This window comes from Mucilaginibacter sp. JRF (assembly GCF_015223065.1).
Classification (GTDB): domain Bacteria; phylum Bacteroidota; class Bacteroidia; order Sphingobacteriales; family Sphingobacteriaceae; genus Mucilaginibacter.
The window spans coordinates 512,295-530,055 of record NZ_JADFBY010000004.1 but is presented as its reverse complement, the minus strand read 5'-3'; the positions used below and the strand labels follow the sequence as shown (position 1 = coordinate 530,055).

Here is a 17,761-nt window from a genome sequence, read left to right as displayed (position 1 = left end):
CGTTAAACTCTGGGGGAAGTTTTTAATCATCAGGGTTTATTTTTTAATCAATAGTTATGGCTGTTTACGCAATAACCTATCAAAAGGTTAAGAAAAATTTAATTTTTTTTCAAAAACCGCAATTAAACCCCTTTAAACGATGAAAATTATTTAAAACTTGCTACTAAACATTTTACTTTATTATATATATATTAATAAAAACCATCCGACTTTTTTGTGAGTCAGATAGTTTTTTGTGAAAGAATATTGCAACACGTGTTATTCTTCTTCTAATAACACCGTAAACCCACCACGTGGCAGCCATTTTATATTAAGCACATCGTTGCTGTTCAATACGGCGTATTGTGTATTGAATGCCGTATCGTATTCGCCGTCGCCAATTATTGTAGCCTTGTGTTTTTTACCGGCTGGTAAAAAAGCAAGTTTAACATTGACTTCGCCACCGTTATTTTCTCCGTTTATGCCGGCAAGGTACCATTTGCCTGCTTTCGCCCTCGCCATGATCACCCTTTTGCCGGGATAGCCGTCTATGAATTTAGTTGCATCCCAACTGGCCGGTACATCACGCAGAAATGCTTTTGGCGCATCGGGTAAATCATCAAAACCTTCCGGCCTGTCGGCTAAATGCTGAATGCCCGATTCAAAAACAACAGATAGAGCCAGCTCATGCGCGTAGCTGGTTGTATGCGGATGCTGCGAGTTGGTGAAAGCCACCGGGGTATAATCCATAGGGCCAATAACATTGCGGGTAAACGGCAATGTTGTATTGTGCCATGCGCCCTGCGTGGTCATTTCGGCGCCGTTGTTATATTGTTCGCCACCAAAAACCGCCTCCATGCTCATCAAATTAGGGTAAGTACGGCTCGATCCGCGCGGTACGGTCGAGCCGTGGAAATTGACCATAAGTTTAGCATCCGCGGCATCTTTCAAAATATCGATGTAGTATTTGATCATGTCCTGCTTGTCGCTTTCAAAAAAATCAACCTTAACGCCATAAACACCTATCTTTTTTAACCAGGCAAATTCCTTTACGCGGCTTTCATGGGTTAAAAGTCTGTCTTTGGGTGTTGAAGATACCCCGTTGGGGCCGCCCGAGTTATACCACATCATAGGCTTAATACCTTTTGATGCCGCGTATTTTACCGCGTCTTCCAGTTTGCCACCGTTGCTCATTTCATCCCATTCCCAGTCAAATAGCGTGTAAGGCCAATTCATACGGGCGGCTAAGTCAATGTACGATACCAGCTTTTGATAATCTTTAGTGCCGTGGTTATTGGCCCAGTATACCCATGAGCTTGTGCCCGATCTTATCCAGCTAACATTCTGTATCTTGCTGGCAGGGCTTATATCTTCAATCAGGGTCGACTCAACCACATCTGCTAACTGCCCCATAATTACCACCCGCCACGGCGATGACCACGATAGCCTGGCTGATGGTTGAACTTTGCCGGCTCCGTTGCCATCAGTTTGAGCAGGGTATACCAATTTGTATTGATCGGCATTAGCGGTATTGCTCATTTTGGTGGCGCAATAAGTACTGTCTAACCCCGCTTCGGTAACCAGCATCCAGCATGAGTTTTTATTTGCATCCGCGCGAAACAGCGCTGGGTAACCCCATTGCCCCTGTACAACGCCGTTCTTCTGTTCGGGATAAAAACCTTCATAGCTTGTTAAAAAACGTTGCAGCCATCGGTCTGCTTTTGGACTGAACTCGTAGGTAGTGAGTTCATCAATAAAGGTTATGCGCTTGTCGCTTTTGTCGGGCAGTATGTATTTAAAGGCAAAGCCATTATCGTAGGCCCTAACAACAACATCTAATTTGCGGCCGTTGCTGTTGGTAAAATGGTAAGTGCTTTCTGAGGCTTTATTGCTACGCGATGCACTTTTGCCGTGCACGGCCTTGTATTGATCAATAATTTGTTTGGGTTTATCCTGCTTTTGAAACTTAAGGTTATCAGCAAAATTTTCGCCGCTGGTGTTTATCCCCAGTTTGATCCCCGGTATAACTATTTCAGATGCCGCGCTATCAGTATATTGCACTCGGAGCATCTACGATCCACCGGCAGCAGGCTTGAGTAAACTAACGGAGATCTTGTTGTTGGGCGAGATCAGTTTCGGTAATTGTGCCTGTACAGCTTTTACATGTAAAAAGCCGACGATTATCATCAGGGTAACCTTTTTCAAATTCATTATTAGGTATAAGTTTTAGCTTTATTATTACAAGCGAATATTAGTCGGAAATATTTATTTTGTGTAGCTCCGGTTAAGCCTCCCCAATATGCTGATTAATTTGCCACGCAGAAGAAGTGGGATTGAAATTTATGCTGAAATGTTTGTAAAAAAGCCTGTTTAAAGCTAATAGAGAATGTTTTTTAATAAGTAAATGAATAGGGGCGGCTATAGAGTAAGGAGTTAAGTATTAAGAGGTGTATGGATTGGATATAAAAAAAGCGCTTAGATCATTGATCTAAGCGCTTTAACTGAACCTTTCGATTCTTGCGGAATGGACGGGACTCGAACCCGCGACCCCATGCGTGACAGGCATGTATTCTAACCAGCTGAACTACCACTCCGTGTTCGTTTTGGTGGTGCAAATATACGCAGGTTTTGATATTCTGCAAGAGGTATTTTAAAAAAAATATAGAATTTGTTGCTGCTTATAAATGTGATGCTGATGTAAGTGTTTCATTATCCATTTGTTAAATGGGTGAAAAAAAGTAAAAAATTTTTTCGCCCGTTTTTAAAAAATCGAATTGAATGGTATTTATAGCTTTATTGATGCCGATATTTTTAAAATGTTATACCGATAGCATTGCTCCTGTGGTATTATAAATGTTTTAAATGCTTGCAAATGGTAGTAAAAACAGCGTTATTTGATTTGCAAGGCCGGGGATTGTGCAGCGGCGCCTGATTGCTGAATGCTATGAAGAAAAATATCCTTTGTTTTGGCGAGCTGCTGCTGCGCATAAGTCCGGATGGTGGGGGCGAATGGTTGAAAAATAATAGTCTGCCTTTTTTTTTAGGTGGTGCCGAGCTTAACGTAGCCACCGCGCTTGCCCTTTGGCAGCTCCCTGTACAATATTGTACCGCTCTGCCCGATAATTATTTGTCGAAGCAATTATTAGGACATCTCAATCAAAAAAATATTGGTACCGATCAGGTTTCGTACAGCGGAAACCGTATCGGATTGTATTTTTTAGCGCAGGGGCAGGATGTAAAGAACGACGCGCTGATCTATGATCGTGCCCATTCATCCTTTGCCGAATTGCAGCCGGGCGTAATTAATTGGGATGAGGTTTTCGCTGATGTAAGCTGGTTCCATTTCAGCGCCATATCTCCGGCGGTGAGCCAGAGCGCAGCCGATGTTTGTTTAGAGGCTGTAAAGGCGGCATCGGCAAAGGGTATTACCGTATCGGTAGATCTGAATTACCGCGCCAAGCTATGGAAGTATGGTAAAACGCCTGTTGAGGTTATGCAGCAACTCTTGCCTTACTGCGATGTAGTGATGGGCAATGTATGGGCTGCCGAGGCTATGCTGGGTATTGAGGTTGTGCCCGATATTCACGAAAGCGGACAGAAAAGTATCTACCTGAAAGAAGCCCTCAAAACCTCCGAAGAAATAGTTAAGCGCTACCCTAAATGCAAGGCGGTGGCCAACACCTTCAGGTTTGGGAATGATAGCGAGATCAACTATTACACCGCCCTGTACACCGGCTCGCAATTCATCAGCTCAAAAGAGTATTCATCAAGCCAGATAGTTGATAAGGTAGGTAGCGGCGATTGCTACATGGCCGGACTGATCTATGGCATGTACAACGATTGGGCGCCTGCCGATGTGCTGGAATATGCCACCGCCGCGGCTTTCACCAAGCTATTTGTAAAGAGCGATACCACCAACAAAACCGTTAACGAAATACAAAACGCTATAAGCAATGAATAAAAAAGAACAGGTGCTTGACAGCATAATAGCGCAGGGTATGCTGCCGCTGTTTTTTTATGAGGATGCACAAGTAAGCATTGATGTTACCCGCACGCTGTATAAAGCAGGGGTAAGGGTGTTTGAGTATACCAACCGTGGTCCGCAGGCATTGGATAATTACCGTGAGCTTAAAAAGCTGCAAAAAGCGGAGTGGCCCGATCTGCACCTGGGTATAGGTACCATCAAATCTGTAGATGAGGCCGAAGCATTCATTAGTGCCGGTGCCGATTTCATTGTATCGCCCATTGTAAACCCGGAGGTAGCCAAAATCGCCCAAAAGCATAAATTACTGTGGGTGCCTGGTTGTATGACGCCTACCGAAATTTATACCGCCCAGCAGCACGATGCGGGGTTGATAAAGCTTTTTCCGGCCGGAACTTTAAAGCCTGATTTTTTAAGCGCTATACGCGAGTTATTCCCGGGGCAGTTGTTTATACCTACCGGCGGGGTTGATACTACTAAAGAGAGTATTTTAGCATGGTTTAGGGCCGGTGTATGCGCCGTAGGTATGGGTAGCAAGCTTATCAGCAAAAAAGTACTCGAGGACAAACTGTACGATCAGTTATTTACCGATACCGTATTTGTTACCGAGCTTATTCAAAGCTGTAAATAGTATTCACCGTCATTTTTTTGTAATTGATAGTACGTGGCTATTGACAAGTACCACAATTACATTACATTTGTACTGTAATAAAAATTATTACAGTTAATGAACAACGTAAGGTTTTCAACGGCGCTGCATATTTTAACCCTCCATTATTACATGAAGGATGAAATGCTTACGTCCGAATTTGTGGCTGGTAGCATGAATGTTAATGCCGCCATAGTACGTAAGGAAACCAGCAATCTGCGCAAGTTCGGATTGATAACCTCTAAAGAGGGTAAGGGTGGCGGCACTACGCTGGCAAAACCGGCAAAGGATATCCGCCTGTCTGATGTTTATAATGCCGTGCGCCAAACATCCCCGTTAGGCAAAAAGAATGTACCCAACCCGGATTGCCCCGTTGGTAAGCAGATAAACGTGGAGCTGGATGTACTGTATAACAAGGCCGAAGAAGCTATGGTTAGCCGTTTGGCGGCCGTTACGCTGGAGGCTTTTTGTAAACCGATAAAATAATATTTTTTTAATCGATACTGTAATAAAATAAATTACAGTTTGTATATAGATAACAACTTAAAATAAAAAACAAACACATGAAAGTAGCATTAATTGGCGCCACAGGTTTTGTAGGTACCGCCGTATTGAACGAGTTGGAAAAAAGAGGCCATGAAATAATTGCCATTGCCCGTAATATTGATAAGCTAAAACAAGGCGCGCAAATAAGCCCCGTTAAGGCCGATATTTATAATGAGGACGAAGTTACCGCCGCTGTAAAAGGCGCTGATGTGGTGGTGAATACCTTTAACTCGGGCTGGACAAACCCTAATATTTATGATGATTTTTTGCGTGGATCAAAAGCCATACAAGAGGGTACTAAAAAGGCAGGCGTTAAAAGATTTTTCACCGTTGGCGGTGCCGGTAGCTTGTACATAGCCCCGGGTGCACAACTGGTAGATACTCCTCAGTTTCCGGCTGAGTACAAGGCTGGCGCTACCGCAGCGCGCGATTACCTGAACCACATTAAAAACGAAATCGAACTGGATTGGACATTCCTTAGTCCGGCTATTGAAATGCACCAGGGTACGGCGGGCATTATTAAAGGCACTTACCGTGTAGGTTTAGATGAGCCCGTGTTCGACGAGAACCACCGCAGCATCATTTCTGTGGAGGATATGGCCACCGCTATTGTTGATGAATTGGAAAACCCGAAACACATTCGCCAGCGTTTTACCGTGGCTTACTAATAAAAAAAGAAAAGCGGCACTGCAATGTGCCGCTTTTCTTTTTTAAACATCTTCCTGTATCAGTCCCCGGCTTTCCATATCTGTTATTATAGCGTCAATACATTTTTCGGCAATGGGTGCTGTGCTGAATTTTTTGCCGATAGAAACATAAAAGTTAGTAACAGGCGTGCCGATGACATTTCCGAATAACCGCCCGAAGAATGATTTTTTGCGGATGCGTTTTAATATCGGGCTTTCGGCAACGGGTTGGGCAGGGGTTACCTGCTCACTGTTGGTAATGTTGTTAACAATGGCTTTTACGCGTTTTTTTATTTTGTCTTCAAGGCCAAGAATGTACGATAGCTTGATACTTGGGTAAGCATATTCGCCCTCAACTGCAGGCTTTTCAATAACATAGTTGCCGGTGGCGGCATCAAGCTTAATACGTATATCAGGTATCAATGGGTAATACTCCACTCCGTCTGCCCCAACGGCGTAGCCTGTAGTATTGGCGTAGCCGTTTTTAAGTATTTCGTTATCGGCACTTACCGGCGCGCTAAAGTGTACCTGTAAAAAACGCTGACAATTACGTCGGCCCAAAAAGAAATCGTGCTTGCGGAAATCTTTGGAGAAGAAACCGCCAAAGCCGCCCAGGCATCCGCAGGCAATGGTAAAAAGCTGTTCAATATTATCCTTGGTACGTACCGGCATGATCAGGAAACGGGTATAATCATCGCTCATGTAAGCGCGTTTTATTTGCTCGTCCTTCATCATCAGCTGCCCGCGCATGGCCGACAGGATAGAGGGCAACACCTTAAGCCACGATTTTTTCACCACAAATTTTTGCTCAACCGGTACATCATCATTCGGGAAAGGGTCAACCATTAAAACCACGCTGTTAAATTCGGTGGCAGAGGTTTTGGCTTCAAAGGGTTTGTCATTACCATTCAAACGGGCAAGCCTGTCGTTCAAAAGCTGTTGGGTTATCTCGTAAGGTTCGTTATTGATCACGCCGCCATCCACGTTTAACGAGAGGAAGTCATCATCCAGTATCAAATCATATTGTACAGGTTTCGCGCCATCTGCTGTTACAGTGTCTTTACCTGTTAGCCGCAGGTTGAGGTATTTGTTGTTCTCGATATATACCTTTTTCCTGACCAGATCACGGCTTTCAAGCCCCACGGGAAATGCCCCGGTTGACATGGCCGCCTGCTTAAGCACTTCAATATTCAGCTTTTTGTTAAAGTTGATGGGGATACGCCCGTCATTGTCCTCCAACTGTTCTTTTATTTCGCTGGTACTTGCCTGCTCTATTGGCTCGTCCTCCTTATCGTTCATCCTGAAAAAGGCATAATCACGGTGCATCTTCATGCGGTGTTTGCGCGTGCCCGAACTGGTATGGAATGATACCTCGTAATTAAAACCCCGCAGGTTAGTAATGGTGGTAAATACTTCCAGATCATTAGCCACGTAGCTTCTTGGGTATCTTTTTGTAACCTGAAGGTTTAGCTGCTTATCGGCAACCTCCTTAATAAAGGTTGAGTTAAGGCCCGAGCGTACCTCCTTAAACCGGTTATTGGTTTTATCGTTCTCAATGTCGCTGGTATCCAGCATAATGCTCATCATGTCCTTATCGGGTGTTTCGGTAAGATTCACCCACGAGTTGAACAGCGGATTTTGTTCGGTATGCGCCTTGTTATGCTCATCGGACTGATGCACCGGCTCAAACTCATTTTGTATGGCTGCGGATGTAATAGCAGCTGTCATGCCTCCGGCGGATGCGCCGCCTATAACCTCTATCTTAAAATTATGGGTAGGTACATTGCTTAGCTTACCGGCTGCCTGTAATTTTTTGGCTTGCTCCCAATGCTCAAGGGCTTCGAGCAAATAATCAATAACCCCGGCGGTATATGCCCCGGCCGATACTGCACCGGCCATGCAGATGCCGGCATAAAATGTGTCGTTTTTAGCGTCTGGTGTTGTCATAGTATGTAACAGGTCACAAAAGGTGAATTAATGATATTCAGGTCAGAGGTATATTATCACGTAGTGCCGGGGTATATGTGCACGGGTGATATTAATTGGGTATTTAAAGGTAACAGGTATTTATGATAATGTCAAAATAAATATCCTTATAATGAGGGTGTTGTGATGGTGTTAGATTAGGATGCCGGGCAGAATTTATAAAAAAATCAAACTGTTATATTTTATGATGGTTATTCTCTTAAATGAAATTATCATGAAAAAGATAGGTTATCATATCATCTTCACCATAATATTTTTGTTACTGCTGGGGTCGGCAGTGTTGATGAATTAGGGGGGGTATACAATCCGAACAGTTGTATAACAAAAGAGGCGCTGCATTATGCAGCGCCTCTTTTGTTTAATGTTTTATGGATTACAAATTGTGGTCAGCTTTTTAGTATAGTCCGGCTCCAGCGGCTCGTTGGTTTGCGCCAAACGTTGCGAGCCTACGTTAGCCGGGCAGGCAATACCATAAGGGGCATCATAAATAATAGGGTCTTTACCGGCTTTGTCTATCAACTCCTGCGGTACATAGATCTGCACGCGGGTAATAGAGTATGCTTTGGGTATGTACCTGATGTAATAGCCATCCGGGTGTAACGCCCACGTGCCCGACGGATATTCGCTGTTGTTATTAGGCGCTAAACCGGCCAATACGGCGTACTTCTCCATCTCCTCGTAACTCGCGTTGCTTGATGCCGCTAAACGGCGAATGTTGTTCTCAGCCTCAAACACCGCTTGCACAGGGGCGGGTAGTTTGCTTTTGGCATCCTCCATCACATTATTGGGTAGTACGCCTAATGCGCCGCCTTCAAGGTAAGCAACTGCTCGGGTGTAAGCAGTATGGCAGCGGTGGCTTTTATCTCTGTGCTGAAATCGGCCAGTTTGGTGCGGGCGATGATAGCCCATAGCAATACCTGTATGTTGCGCTGTTTAACCTCCGGATGCTTTTCGGCACTTTTCAGGATGTTGATAACCACATTCTTTTTAGGCCCTTCAACCGTGGCCAGCATATAGCCATCGCCGCTGCTTGGCCCGCGTGTACCGGCGTGCAGGCAATAGCTTTTGTTGGTCATTTCATAAAGTCCGGCGCATAAAATATAACCGCCCCCTGTAGCTTTAGGCAACAGGTATAATGGCTGCGGTGTTACGCCCTCCTGAAATGATGGTGGTTTTGAGCCCTTAATAATGGCATCATCCTTAAAATTAGTGCTGATGGCGGCAGGCTGTTTAATAATTTTACTGAGGCCGCTGCTGCCCAGCATATCCGTGCCTTTTTTGAGTAAGCCACCCAGTTGCGCGTAACCGGGTTGTGTAATGGCAATAGTAGTGATTATTGCAAAGAGTAATTTTTTCATGGTAAGGTGTGTGTTTTAGAGTTCCGAAAGATATTAATAGCTTTTTATAGCCGCAACAAAAACTTTCCTGTAAATTAATTAATAACCGGCGAAACGTATTTTAACGGGGGCGAAGCAACCCTAACAATAACATGTGGCAACATCATTTAAATGTTAGATTGTAAAAAAAAGCTGCCTTTAACGGCATAGGGCATCTTAGTTAATAAAATAATTTTAGCTTTGCGTTGAATAAAAAAAAAGCCAATGAGTGTTCTTGTAAACAAAGATTCCAAAGTAATAGTTCAGGGTTTTACCGGTAACGAAGGTACTTACCACGCTTCGCAAATGATCGAGTACGGTACGCAGGTTGTTGGTGGTGTAACCCCTGGCAAAGGCGGCCAATCGCATTTGGACAGGCCGGTTTTTAACACCGTTAAAGACGCGGTTGTAACCACAGGTGCTGATGTATCTATCATATTCGTACCTCCTGCATTCGCTGCCGATGCTATTATGGAAGCTGCTGAGGCAGGCATCAAAGTTATAGTTTGTATTACCGAGGGCATCCCTACAAAGGATATGATCCAGGTAAAAGAATATTTGACAGACAAGGATTCTCGTTTAATCGGTCCTAACTGTCCGGGTATCATCACTGCCGATGAGGCTAAAATTGGTATCATGCCGGGCTTTATCTTCAAAAAAGGTAACGTAGGTGTGGTTTCAAAATCAGGTACCTTAACTTACGAGGCGGTTGACCAGGTTGTTAAAGCCGGTTTGGGTATCACTACAGCTATCGGTATCGGTGGCGACCCAATTATTGGTACACCAACCAAAGAGGCTGTTGAGCTTTTAATGAACGATCCTGAAACTCACGGTATCATCATGATAGGTGAGATAGGTGGTGGCATGGAAGCTGAAGCTGCCCGCTGGATAAAAGAACACGGTACTAAACCGGTAGTAGGCTTTATTGCCGGCCAAACTGCGCCTCCGGGTCGGCGTATGGGTCACGCTGGTGCTATTGTTGGTGGTGCTGACGATACTGCTGCCGCTAAAATGAAGATCATGGCCGAGTGCGGTATCCGCGTGGTTGAATCACCAGCCGAAATTGGTGCTGCAATGGCTGAGGAGCTGGCTAAATTAGCGTAAGTATAGATCTGAGATATCAGATTTGAGATATGAGAGAATCCTGGTTGAAAGACCGGGATTTTTTGGTTTATGGATGATGTCAACCTCATGTAAACAACATGCCGGTTAAAACTATTGGTCTTAAAATTGATTATATTTATATTGATGATTTCGCCGGTAGCGTCAAAACAATATCTCAAGATATAATCGGTGAAATTATTTCAAAGAATCAATGTAATCCTATTTAAAAATGAAATACAACGAATTAACACCCGACGAAGAAAGGGTAATACTATATAAAGGTACTGAGCGCCCATTCACCGGCTCGCTGCTGGATAATAAGGCCAAGGGTGTATACACCTGTAAACGTTGCGATGCGCCGCTTTACCGATCCGACGATAAGTTTGAAAGCTTTTGCGGCTGGCCAAGCTTTGATGATGAGATACCGGGTGCCGTGCAACGCATAACAGATGCTGATGGCCGCCGTACCGAAATACTTTGCGCTAACTGTGGGGCACACTTAGGCCACGTGTTTTTGGGCGAAGGTTTTACCTCCAAAAATACACGCCACTGCGTAAATTCTGTATCTATGAAATTTGTTCCGTTGGAGGATTAAACTTCCTCGGAAGTTTGCCGGAGGGCCTCTTTTATCTTTTCGGTAGTGGCCACAAGCTGCTCTTGGGTAAAGCTTAGCTTAGGGCGGGCAAAATTAATATCATCCACATGGTTAATGGGGATTAGGTGTATATGCACATGCGGCACCTCAAGGCCTATAACAGCCACACCGATACGCTGGCAAGGCACGGCTTTCTCAATACCTTTAGCCACTATTTTGGCGAAGATGTGCAGGCCGGTATAGGTTTCATCGTCAAGATCAAAAATGTAATCAACCTCTTTTTTAGGGATAACCAGCACATGGCCTTCGGCCAGCGGAGATATATCTAAAAAGGCTAAAAAATCATTGCTTTCGGCAACAACGTGGGCAGGTATATCGCCCGCTACTATTTTTGAGAAGATGCTTGACATGGATTTAGTTATTGATTTATTGAGGGATCGAATTATTGATTTAGCTTTTAATTATTGATTTAGTGAAGGATTGAATTAGTGAATTGTTTTCTAAAAAATCAATAATTCACTAATCCAAATAACTCACTAAATGTATTTACCTCAATAATTCACTAATTCAATAATTCGATCCCTCAATAATTATCTGCTTATTTCAAGTACCTCAAATTCTATTTTACCCGCGGGTACGGTGATCTCGGTTTTTTCGCCAACCTTTTTACCCAGTAAGCCCTGGGCTATTGGTGAGCTTACTGATATTTTACCGGCTTTCAAATCAGCTTCGGTTTCTGATACCAGCTGATAGCTCATGGTAGCGCCGTTTTTCAGGTTTTTTATCTTAACGATAGATAAAGCCAAAACCTTTGATGTATCCAGTTTTGATTCATCCAGCAAACGCGCGTTTGATAATACTTCTTCCAGTTTGGCTATTTTGCCTTCGTGTAATCCTTGTGCCTCTTTGGCTGCATCATATTCGGCGTTCTCTGAAAGATCGCCTTTATCGCGTGCTTCGGCAATTGCTTTGGCAATGTTAGCACGGCCTGTAGTTTTAAGCTGTTGTAATTCTTCCTTTAATTTTTCTAAACCATCTTTGGTATAGTATGATACCTCTGCCATAACGCACTAATTAAATTTTTTAAACTGTTAATGTTTTTGGTTCGTGTCAAAAAAAAACCGCCCTTCCTTTTAATAGAAAAGAAGGACGCGACTCTTTTAAAAAACAAACAAGACTATGTGAGGCCTCGGCCTGCATAGTCTTGCTTTGATATAAAACGAAGATAAAGGTTTTAAATTTTATTCTCCAAATTTTTTATCGGTTTTGAGGGGAGTTCATGGTTCATGGATCATAGTTCATGGGTATTATTCTTATTAAGATACCATTCTAACTATGATCCATCAACTATAAACTATGAACCACCAAAGGCAACTTCCCAGCCAACACCTCGCTTATCTTGCGGTACGATTCAAATGTCCAGCCGGCAACGTGGGGAGTGAGTATCACCTTGTTGGTTTTGCACAGGTCGGCATACCATTCCTGCTCGCCCAGGGCCGGGAATTTTTCAACCTCCAGTACATCCAGCGTGGCACCTATAATTTTACCCTGTTCAATAGCATTCAATACTGAGCGTACCTTAGCCGTTTTACCACGCGAAGTATTGATAAAGAATATCGGCTTTTTAAAGTGCAGAAAATACTCATCATCTGCCAGGTATTTGGTTTCGGCAGTTAGCGGCACATGCAAGCTCAGTATATCACTGTGTTTAACAATTTCTTCCATGCTTACCTCGCGGGCGTATTGGTCGCTAAAGCCGGTTTTGTATTTATCGTAAGCTATAACGCTAACCTCAAAGCCACTTAGCTTGCGGGCAAAGCTTTGACCCATGTGGCCATAACCGATAATGCCTACGGTACGACCTTTCAGCTCGTAACCACGGTTTTCTTCACGTAACCATTTGCCATCGCGCACCTCAATGTTGCCAATGTTAAATTTGTTCATCAGCGCCAGCAACATACCCACGGCATGTTCACCTACGGCATCCGAATTACCCTCGGGGGCATTATATATTTCAATGCCTTTTTTGGCGGCATAGTCGCCATTAATGTTATCAATACCGGCACCGGCACGGGTGATAAAGCGCAGGTTAGGGGCGGCATCCATAAAGGCCTTATCAACCTCAAACTTTGAGCGTATGGCCAGTCCCTCGTAATCAGCAATAACGGCAAGGGCATCGGACAATTTAAAATCAGGATGATAATCGCAGGTGTAGCCCTTAGCCCCGGCTATTTCCATGTACGACGGATGCAGATCGTCAACTATTAATATGTTATTTTTCAAAGCCAAACTATTATATTTCAGCAGCGAAAGTACAAATTATTATCCCTCATAAAACCTGCTCAGTTTCAGTTATGACAATCAATCAACCGGCACCAGTCGTCAATGCATTCAAAAGCAAGCTCACCTATATTGATAACGTAAAGGTGCTGCTTACTGCCCTGGTGATAATACACCACGCGTTGGTTACCTATGGCGCGCCCGGCGGTTGGTATTACTCCGAAAAAACCGGCCTCGAAGCCGCCATCATCCCCATGACGATTGTGGTGGCCATAAACCAGTCGTTTTTTATGGGCTATTTCTTTTTTCTGTCGGCTTTGTTTGTGCCCTCGTCCTACAACAAAAAGGGCGCGGCACGCTTTATTGCCGATAGGTTGCTGCGCCTTGGTATTCCGCTGATGTTTTATTCGTTCATCCTATCGCCGGTGATGAATTACCTGGTGTATTATTATGCCGGTGAGCACCATATTACCTTCGGTCAGTTTTTAAGCGGGTACGATGGCTGGATAAGTTTTGGCGTAATGTGGTTTGTGGTTGCCTTGCTGTTGTTCAATATATGCTACGCGGTTATCAGGTTGGCATCAAAAAGTTCGGCAATTTTTAGGATAGATCTGCCATCCAACAAACGCATTATATTATTCGCATTGAGTATAGGGCTCATAAGCTTTGCCGTGCGGATGATATTCCCGGTTGGCTGGGTGCTTAAGCCGCTGGGCTTTCAGCTGGGGCATTTTCCGCAATATATAGCGCTGTTTACATTGGGCGTGGTAGCATCCAGCAATAACTGGCTCGGGCAAATCACGTATGAACAGGCAGTAAAAATGCGCCGCATCGCCATCAGTATTGGCGGTTTAGGCTTGTTATTTATCTATGCCATCAAAGTAATATTTAATGTGCCGATGGATTGGTTTAGCGGCGGGTGCAATCCTATCTCGTTACTTTATTCTGTTTGGGAGCAGCTTACCGGCTTTACTATATGCGTGGCTGTAACAGGCATAGCCAAATACCGTTGGGATAATAGGTCGGCCACATTTAGTGCTTTGTCGCGCGCGGCTTTTGCTACGTATATTTTTCACCCCCTGGTGCTTATAGCATTATCCATGTTATTCAGGCCATTGGCTATTGATCCGGCTGTAAAAGCATTGTGTGTGGTGCCGCTGGGTGTTGCGGGTAGCTTTGCTTTGGCACTGCTTTTGGTACGTATACCTTTGGTGAACAGGGTGATTTAAAGTCTGCTTGCCAATACTTACCTAATGAGATCATTAAAAACAATTACTACCGGCCTGAAACGTCAGGCTGACATGCTGGCACAACGCGGTTTCAGGCAGATATTTGACCGTATAGATCAGTTTAATATTAAAAAAGGTGTTGATAGGCTGGGTATGGAAGGCTTTATAAATCAATGCGCTTACTTGGCCGCGGGTACAGGAGCCATATCAGGCACCGGCGGTGTATTTACCATGGTGCTGGGTATCCCTATTGATGTGGTGAATTTGATCACTCAGCAATTTCGTGTTACCATGGCCATTAACTATGCCAAACGTGGCGACTATAAAATAAGCTTTGATGAATTTATCAAGATAGTAGCGGCATCATTAAAGGTGGAGGCCAGTATAGCCCTCTCCAAAAACGTACTGGAAGCCGTAGCCGAAAAACTGATGCTGAAAATAGGCGCACGTGCCGCCCAACGTTTAGTACCGGTAATAGGTGCCGTTATTGGCGGAACAGCCAATTATCTGTACATAAAAAGAATGGCCGAGTCGGTTAAGGAATTACACGGGAAGGATGAGGTGATTAAGATTTAAGCTTAGTATTTGCGTTTATTGGGGTCTTGTCTGTTATCCCAAAATTGAAGCAAAAAAATCTCATCTGATCTGATAATATAGAACAGTGAATTTTGCTTACCGATAGCTGCTTTACGGATTTGTTTAATGGATGAAGCTTTGAATAGATATGGCTGGATAGAAATATTATTTATTAATGCGTCTACCCGTTCACTAAAGTATTCAACCTCCTTAATTGTCCATTCTTTTGATAGATAGTCGATGATACTTTTGTAGGAATTTACAGCCTCTGTAGTCCAGTTAACCCTTAAGGCCATATTTGTTTCTCATGTCACGCATTACAGATTCATGATCTCTTACACGGCCATTGTTCATGTCATCAATACCGCGTTCAATACCTGCTTTTACATGTTCAGGCAGATCATTGTAAAAGTCGTAATCGTCTTTTAATACAGCCTTAACTTCATTAAGCGTGCGTTCATCCTCTACATCTAATAAAAGGCGAACTAACTCTATTTTTTCTGCCTGTAAGTCCATATTCAAATATAACGAATATTACCTCGTTTCAGTTATCCTGTTCGTCAGCGCTACAAAATCATTAACGGTCAATCTTTCGGCGCGTAGTTCCAGCATAGGTTCATCGGTAAGTTTTTCTTTGTTGATGAGTGATGAAAGGGCGTTACGCAATGTTTTTCTGCGCTGATTAAAGCCTGCTTTAACTACCTGCCAAAAAAGCTTTTCATCACAACCTAATTCCTGCACCTCGTTACGTGTCATCCGTATAACGGCCGATAGTACCTTTGGCGGTGGATTAAATACCCCGGCTTTTACCGTGAACAGGTATTCTACCTTATAATAAGCCTGTAAAAACACACTTAATATACCATACTCCTTACTGCCTGCTTTAGCATTGCACCGTTCAGCAACCTCTTTCTGGAACATGCCTACCACTTCGGGTACCTGGTGGCGGTTATCCAGTATCTTAAATAGTATTTGCGATGATATATTGTACGGAAAGTTACCAATAACAGCCAGCGGACCGTTAAAGGTTGCGGCAAAATCCAGCTCCAAAAAGTCGGCATTAATCAGCCTACTGCCCAGCTGCGGATATTTTTTGGCCAAAAACTCATACGATTCTGTATCTATATCGATCAAATAAGTTTCGTAATCGGTTTTTTGCAACAAAAAGTCGGACAGGATGCCCATACCCGGGCCCACCTCCAACACTTGTTTGTAACCTGATTGCGGGCGTAATGCCTCCACAATTTTTGAGGCGATGTTTTTATCGGTAAGAAAATGCTGGCCGAGGTGTTTTTTAGCCCTGACTATTGACATGCTGAACAAATATTTGGCAAATTAAGGCATATTTGTGCTTTTATCAGGAAGTTTAAACCTAAAAATATTTAATTTGCGTGATTATTGCTTGATGTTGCGATTGCTTGTTTTGCAGGTTTTCGGCCTAAAAGCAAGTAAAAGATCGGTGTAATCAATAAATCATCACCGGTGAAAAATCATAAATACAATGAGCGGTAAAATAAAAGTTGGTATCAGCGTAGGTGATGTAAATGGCATTGGTTTAGAGATAATTATCAAAACCCTGTCAGAAAGTAAGGTGTATGATTATTGCACGCCCGTTGTATACGGCCATACCAAAGTGGCATCATTTTATCGTCGTTTAAGCAATGCCAGCGAGTTTGTTTTTAATGTAGTAAATTCGGCATCGCAGGCGCAGCACCGCAAACCCAACATGATCAATTGCTGGGAGGAGGACGTAAAGCTTGAGCCGGGCGTTATTAACGCTACAGGCGGCAAGTATGCCCTGCTCTCGTTAGAGCGTGCTACTAATGATCTGCTGGCCGGTGAGATTGACGCGCTGGTTACTGCACCCATAAACAAAGAAAATATACAAAGCGAAACCTTCCATTTTGCAGGCCATACCGAATACTTGCAGGAGCGTGATAACGCTACCGATTCGCTCATGTTTTTGGTGAGCGATAACATCAGGGTAGGGGTGGTAACCGGGCATATTCCTATCTCGCAGGTATCGGCAAGCATCACTGCCGAAAAAATATTAGGCAAACTTAAGCTGATGGAAGCCAGCCTTCGTAACGATTTTTGGATACGTAAACCCAAGATAGCCGTACTGGGCCTTAACCCCCACGCCAGCGATAACGGCCTGATAGGCGATGAAGAACAAAAAGTGATTATTCCCGCTATTGAGGAGGCGCGTAACAATGGCATACTGGCCTTTGGGCCATACTCGGCCGATGGTTTCTTCGCCAGCGGCGCATATAAACAGTTTGATGCCGTGCTGGCCATGTATCACGATCAGGGGTTGATACCATTTAAACAAATAGCCTTTGAGGATGGCGTTAACTTTACGGCCGGCCTCAGCTTTGTACGCACCTCGCCCGATCACGGTACCGCTTACGATATTGCCGGTAAAAACCAGGCATCAGAGCGCTCATTCCGCGAGGCGCTGTTCGCCGCCCTGCACATCATCCGCAACCGTCGCGAAAATGCTGAGCTTACAGAAAATCCATTAACCCACCATAAGCTGACGAGGGATAGGGATTAGTGAGTGGTGATCAGTGAATAGTGATCGGTGATTGGTGAATAGTGAGTTGTTATAAGGTGTGTGATTTAAATTATAGTATTCATTATCTTTGATTCAGTAATGCCTGACCGACAATTAATACTAAATACTCACTACTAACAATTCACCTCTCACTAAATAAAAAAACACTTTCCACATTTAGGAAAAATCCCTACATTTGCGGGCTAATTGTTGCTC

General features: G+C 43.8%; 19 protein-coding genes and 1 tRNA gene. 9 read left to right on the top strand and 11 right to left on the bottom strand.

The window, feature by feature from the left end; genetic code table 11:
- Positions 1 to 258 precede the first annotated feature (258 nt).
- From IM792_RS13755 to IM792_RS13750, 3 genes are all read right to left on the bottom strand, one after another.
- The gene (locus IM792_RS13755) at positions 259 to 2,040 is read right to left on the bottom strand and encodes a glycoside hydrolase family 97 catalytic domain-containing protein (RefSeq protein WP_347343812.1); all 1,782 of its coding nucleotides are present in this window, start codon (positions 2,038 to 2,040) and stop codon (positions 259 to 261) included.
- A 9-nt stretch (positions 2,041 to 2,049) separates the two neighbouring features.
- Positions 2,050 to 2,190, bottom strand: coding sequence for a hypothetical protein (locus IM792_RS21305; protein ID WP_228085083.1), 141 nt, complete (start codon positions 2,188 to 2,190; stop codon positions 2,050 to 2,052).
- Positions 2,191 to 2,499: 309 nt separating this feature from the next.
- Positions 2,500 to 2,573, bottom strand: a tRNA-Asp gene (locus tag IM792_RS13750).
- Between the two features lie 350 nt (positions 2,574 to 2,923).
- On the opposite strand from IM792_RS13750, the gene IM792_RS13745 reads away from it, so the two are divergent.
- The 4 genes from IM792_RS13745 (at position 2,924) to IM792_RS13730 (ending at position 5,824) form a co-directional block, all read left to right on the top strand.
- A complete protein-coding gene (locus IM792_RS13745) occupies positions 2,924 to 3,940 on the top strand; it encodes a sugar kinase (RefSeq protein WP_194102440.1) in 1,017 nt (338 codons plus the stop codon).
- Positions 3,933 to 4,592 carry a bifunctional 4-hydroxy-2-oxoglutarate aldolase/2-dehydro-3-deoxy-phosphogluconate aldolase gene (locus tag IM792_RS13740; protein ID WP_194102439.1) on the top strand — a complete coding sequence of 220 codons (660 nt, stop codon included), beginning with the start codon at positions 3,933 to 3,935 and terminating at the stop codon, positions 4,590 to 4,592. The genes IM792_RS13745 and IM792_RS13740 overlap by 8 nt, the downstream gene beginning before the upstream one ends.
- A gap of 96 nt (positions 4,593 to 4,688) precedes the next feature.
- Complete coding sequence (locus IM792_RS13735; RefSeq protein ID WP_194102438.1) at positions 4,689 to 5,096, top strand: Rrf2 family transcriptional regulator; 408 nt, start codon at positions 4,689 to 4,691, stop codon at positions 5,094 to 5,096.
- Positions 5,097 to 5,173: 77 nt separating this feature from the next.
- The gene (locus IM792_RS13730) at positions 5,174 to 5,824 is read left to right on the top strand and encodes an NAD(P)H-binding protein (protein WP_194102437.1); all 651 of its coding nucleotides are present in this window, start codon (positions 5,174 to 5,176) and stop codon (positions 5,822 to 5,824) included.
- Between the two features lie 42 nt (positions 5,825 to 5,866).
- Here IM792_RS13730 and IM792_RS13725 read toward each other — a convergent pair whose 3' ends face one another.
- The 3 genes from IM792_RS13725 to IM792_RS13715 all read right to left on the bottom strand — a co-directional run bounded on the left by IM792_RS13725 (position 5,867) and on the right by IM792_RS13715 (position 9,186).
- Positions 5,867 to 7,789, bottom strand: coding sequence for a patatin-like phospholipase family protein (locus IM792_RS13725; RefSeq protein ID WP_194102436.1), 1,923 nt, complete (start codon positions 7,787 to 7,789; stop codon positions 5,867 to 5,869).
- A gap of 405 nt (positions 7,790 to 8,194) precedes the next feature.
- Positions 8,195 to 8,605 carry a hypothetical protein gene (locus tag IM792_RS13720; RefSeq protein WP_194102435.1) on the bottom strand — a complete coding sequence of 137 codons (411 nt, stop codon included), beginning with the start codon at positions 8,603 to 8,605 and terminating at the stop codon, positions 8,195 to 8,197.
- 20 nt (positions 8,606 to 8,625) lie between these two features.
- Entirely contained in the window at positions 8,626 to 9,186 is a 561-nt protein-coding gene (locus IM792_RS13715) for a hypothetical protein (RefSeq protein ID WP_194102434.1), read from the bottom strand.
- Between the two features lie 243 nt (positions 9,187 to 9,429).
- On the opposite strand from IM792_RS13715, the gene sucD reads away from it, so the two are divergent.
- Both sucD and IM792_RS13705 read left to right on the top strand, forming a co-directional pair.
- Positions 9,430 to 10,308 (top strand): succinate--CoA ligase subunit alpha, encoded by an 879-nt coding sequence (gene sucD / locus IM792_RS13710; protein WP_194102433.1) that lies wholly within the window; start codon positions 9,430 to 9,432, stop codon positions 10,306 to 10,308.
- Positions 10,309 to 10,537: 229 nt separating this feature from the next.
- Positions 10,538 to 10,903 carry a methionine-R-sulfoxide reductase gene (locus IM792_RS13705; protein ID WP_194102432.1) on the top strand — a complete coding sequence of 122 codons (366 nt, stop codon included), beginning with the start codon at positions 10,538 to 10,540 and terminating at the stop codon, positions 10,901 to 10,903.
- Here IM792_RS13705 and IM792_RS13700 read toward each other — a convergent pair.
- The 3 genes from IM792_RS13700 to IM792_RS13690 all read right to left on the bottom strand — a co-directional run bounded on the left by IM792_RS13700 (position 10,900) and on the right by IM792_RS13690 (position 13,186).
- Positions 10,900 to 11,313 (bottom strand): HIT family protein, encoded by a 414-nt coding sequence (locus IM792_RS13700; protein WP_194102431.1) that lies wholly within the window; start codon positions 11,311 to 11,313, stop codon positions 10,900 to 10,902. The genes IM792_RS13705 and IM792_RS13700 overlap by 4 nt on opposite strands.
- Positions 11,314 to 11,493: 180 nt before the next feature.
- Positions 11,494 to 11,967, bottom strand: coding sequence for a transcription elongation factor GreA (greA, locus tag IM792_RS13695; RefSeq protein ID WP_194102430.1), 474 nt, complete (start codon positions 11,965 to 11,967; stop codon positions 11,494 to 11,496).
- A gap of 283 nt (positions 11,968 to 12,250) precedes the next feature.
- A complete protein-coding gene (locus tag IM792_RS13690; RefSeq protein ID WP_194102429.1) occupies positions 12,251 to 13,186 on the bottom strand; it encodes an NAD(P)-dependent oxidoreductase in 936 nt (311 codons plus the stop codon).
- A gap of 71 nt (positions 13,187 to 13,257) precedes the next feature.
- Here IM792_RS13690 and IM792_RS13685 point away from each other — a divergent pair, with 71 nt between their 5' ends.
- On the top strand, positions 13,258 to 14,412 hold the full coding sequence (locus IM792_RS13685; protein ID WP_194102428.1) for an acyltransferase: 1,155 nt from the start codon (positions 13,258 to 13,260) through the stop codon (positions 14,410 to 14,412).
- A gap of 24 nt (positions 14,413 to 14,436) precedes the next feature.
- Positions 14,437 to 14,988, top strand: a complete 552-nt coding sequence (locus IM792_RS13680) for a hypothetical protein (protein ID WP_194102427.1) — start codon at positions 14,437 to 14,439, stop codon at positions 14,986 to 14,988.
- A 279-nt stretch (positions 14,989 to 15,267) separates the two neighbouring features.
- Here IM792_RS13680 and IM792_RS13670 read toward each other — a convergent pair whose 3' ends face one another.
- On the bottom strand, positions 15,268 to 15,504 hold the full coding sequence (locus IM792_RS13670; RefSeq protein WP_194102425.1) for a hypothetical protein: 237 nt from the start codon (positions 15,502 to 15,504) through the stop codon (positions 15,268 to 15,270).
- Positions 15,505 to 15,522: 18 nt separating this feature from the next.
- The gene (gene rsmA / locus IM792_RS13665; RefSeq protein ID WP_194102424.1) at positions 15,523 to 16,302 is read right to left on the bottom strand and encodes a 16S rRNA (adenine(1518)-N(6)/adenine(1519)-N(6))-dimethyltransferase RsmA; all 780 of its coding nucleotides are present in this window, start codon (positions 16,300 to 16,302) and stop codon (positions 15,523 to 15,525) included.
- Between the two features lie 187 nt (positions 16,303 to 16,489).
- Here rsmA and pdxA point away from each other — a divergent pair, with 187 nt between their 5' ends.
- On the top strand, positions 16,490 to 17,545 hold the full coding sequence (pdxA, locus tag IM792_RS13660; RefSeq protein ID WP_194102423.1) for a 4-hydroxythreonine-4-phosphate dehydrogenase PdxA: 1,056 nt from the start codon (positions 16,490 to 16,492) through the stop codon (positions 17,543 to 17,545).
- Positions 17,546 to 17,761 lie beyond the last annotated feature (216 nt).

What these genes read in the sequence shown, in the direction of transcription:
- IM792_RS21305 (WP_228085083.1), bottom strand. Translation starts at nt 2,190, where the DNA reads ATGAATTTGAAAAAGGTTACCCTGATGATAATCGTCGGCTTTTTACAT.
- IM792_RS13745 (WP_194102440.1), top strand. Translation starts at nt 2,924, where the DNA reads ATGAAGAAAAATATCCTTTGTTTTGGCGAGCTGCTGCTGCGCATAAGT.
- IM792_RS13740 (WP_194102439.1), top strand. Translation starts at nt 3,933, where the DNA reads ATGAATAAAAAAGAACAGGTGCTTGACAGCATAATAGCGCAGGGTATG.
- IM792_RS13735 (WP_194102438.1), top strand. Translation starts at nt 4,689, where the DNA reads ATGAACAACGTAAGGTTTTCAACGGCGCTGCATATTTTAACCCTCCAT.
- IM792_RS13730 (WP_194102437.1), top strand. Translation starts at nt 5,174, where the DNA reads ATGAAAGTAGCATTAATTGGCGCCACAGGTTTTGTAGGTACCGCCGTA.
- IM792_RS13725 (WP_194102436.1), bottom strand. Translation starts at nt 7,789, where the DNA reads ATGACAACACCAGACGCTAAAAACGACACATTTTATGCCGGCATCTGC.
- IM792_RS13720 (WP_194102435.1), bottom strand. Translation starts at nt 8,605, where the DNA reads ATGGAGGATGCCAAAAGCAAACTACCCGCCCCTGTGCAAGCGGTGTTT.
- IM792_RS13715 (WP_194102434.1), bottom strand. Translation starts at nt 9,186, where the DNA reads ATGAAAAAATTACTCTTTGCAATAATCACTACTATTGCCATTACACAA.
- sucD (WP_194102433.1), top strand. Translation starts at nt 9,430, where the DNA reads ATGAGTGTTCTTGTAAACAAAGATTCCAAAGTAATAGTTCAGGGTTTT.
- IM792_RS13705 (WP_194102432.1), top strand. Translation starts at nt 10,538, where the DNA reads ATGAAATACAACGAATTAACACCCGACGAAGAAAGGGTAATACTATAT.
- IM792_RS13700 (WP_194102431.1), bottom strand. Translation starts at nt 11,313, where the DNA reads ATGTCAAGCATCTTCTCAAAAATAGTAGCGGGCGATATACCTGCCCAC.
- greA (WP_194102430.1), bottom strand. Translation starts at nt 11,967, where the DNA reads ATGGCAGAGGTATCATACTATACCAAAGATGGTTTAGAAAAATTAAAG.
- IM792_RS13685 (WP_194102428.1), top strand. Translation starts at nt 13,258, where the DNA reads ATGACAATCAATCAACCGGCACCAGTCGTCAATGCATTCAAAAGCAAG.
- IM792_RS13680 (WP_194102427.1), top strand. Translation starts at nt 14,437, where the DNA reads ATGAGATCATTAAAAACAATTACTACCGGCCTGAAACGTCAGGCTGAC.
- IM792_RS13670 (WP_194102425.1), bottom strand. Translation starts at nt 15,504, where the DNA reads ATGGACTTACAGGCAGAAAAAATAGAGTTAGTTCGCCTTTTATTAGAT.
- rsmA (WP_194102424.1), bottom strand. Translation starts at nt 16,302, where the DNA reads ATGTCAATAGTCAGGGCTAAAAAACACCTCGGCCAGCATTTTCTTACC.
- pdxA (WP_194102423.1), top strand. Translation starts at nt 16,490, where the DNA reads ATGAGCGGTAAAATAAAAGTTGGTATCAGCGTAGGTGATGTAAATGGC.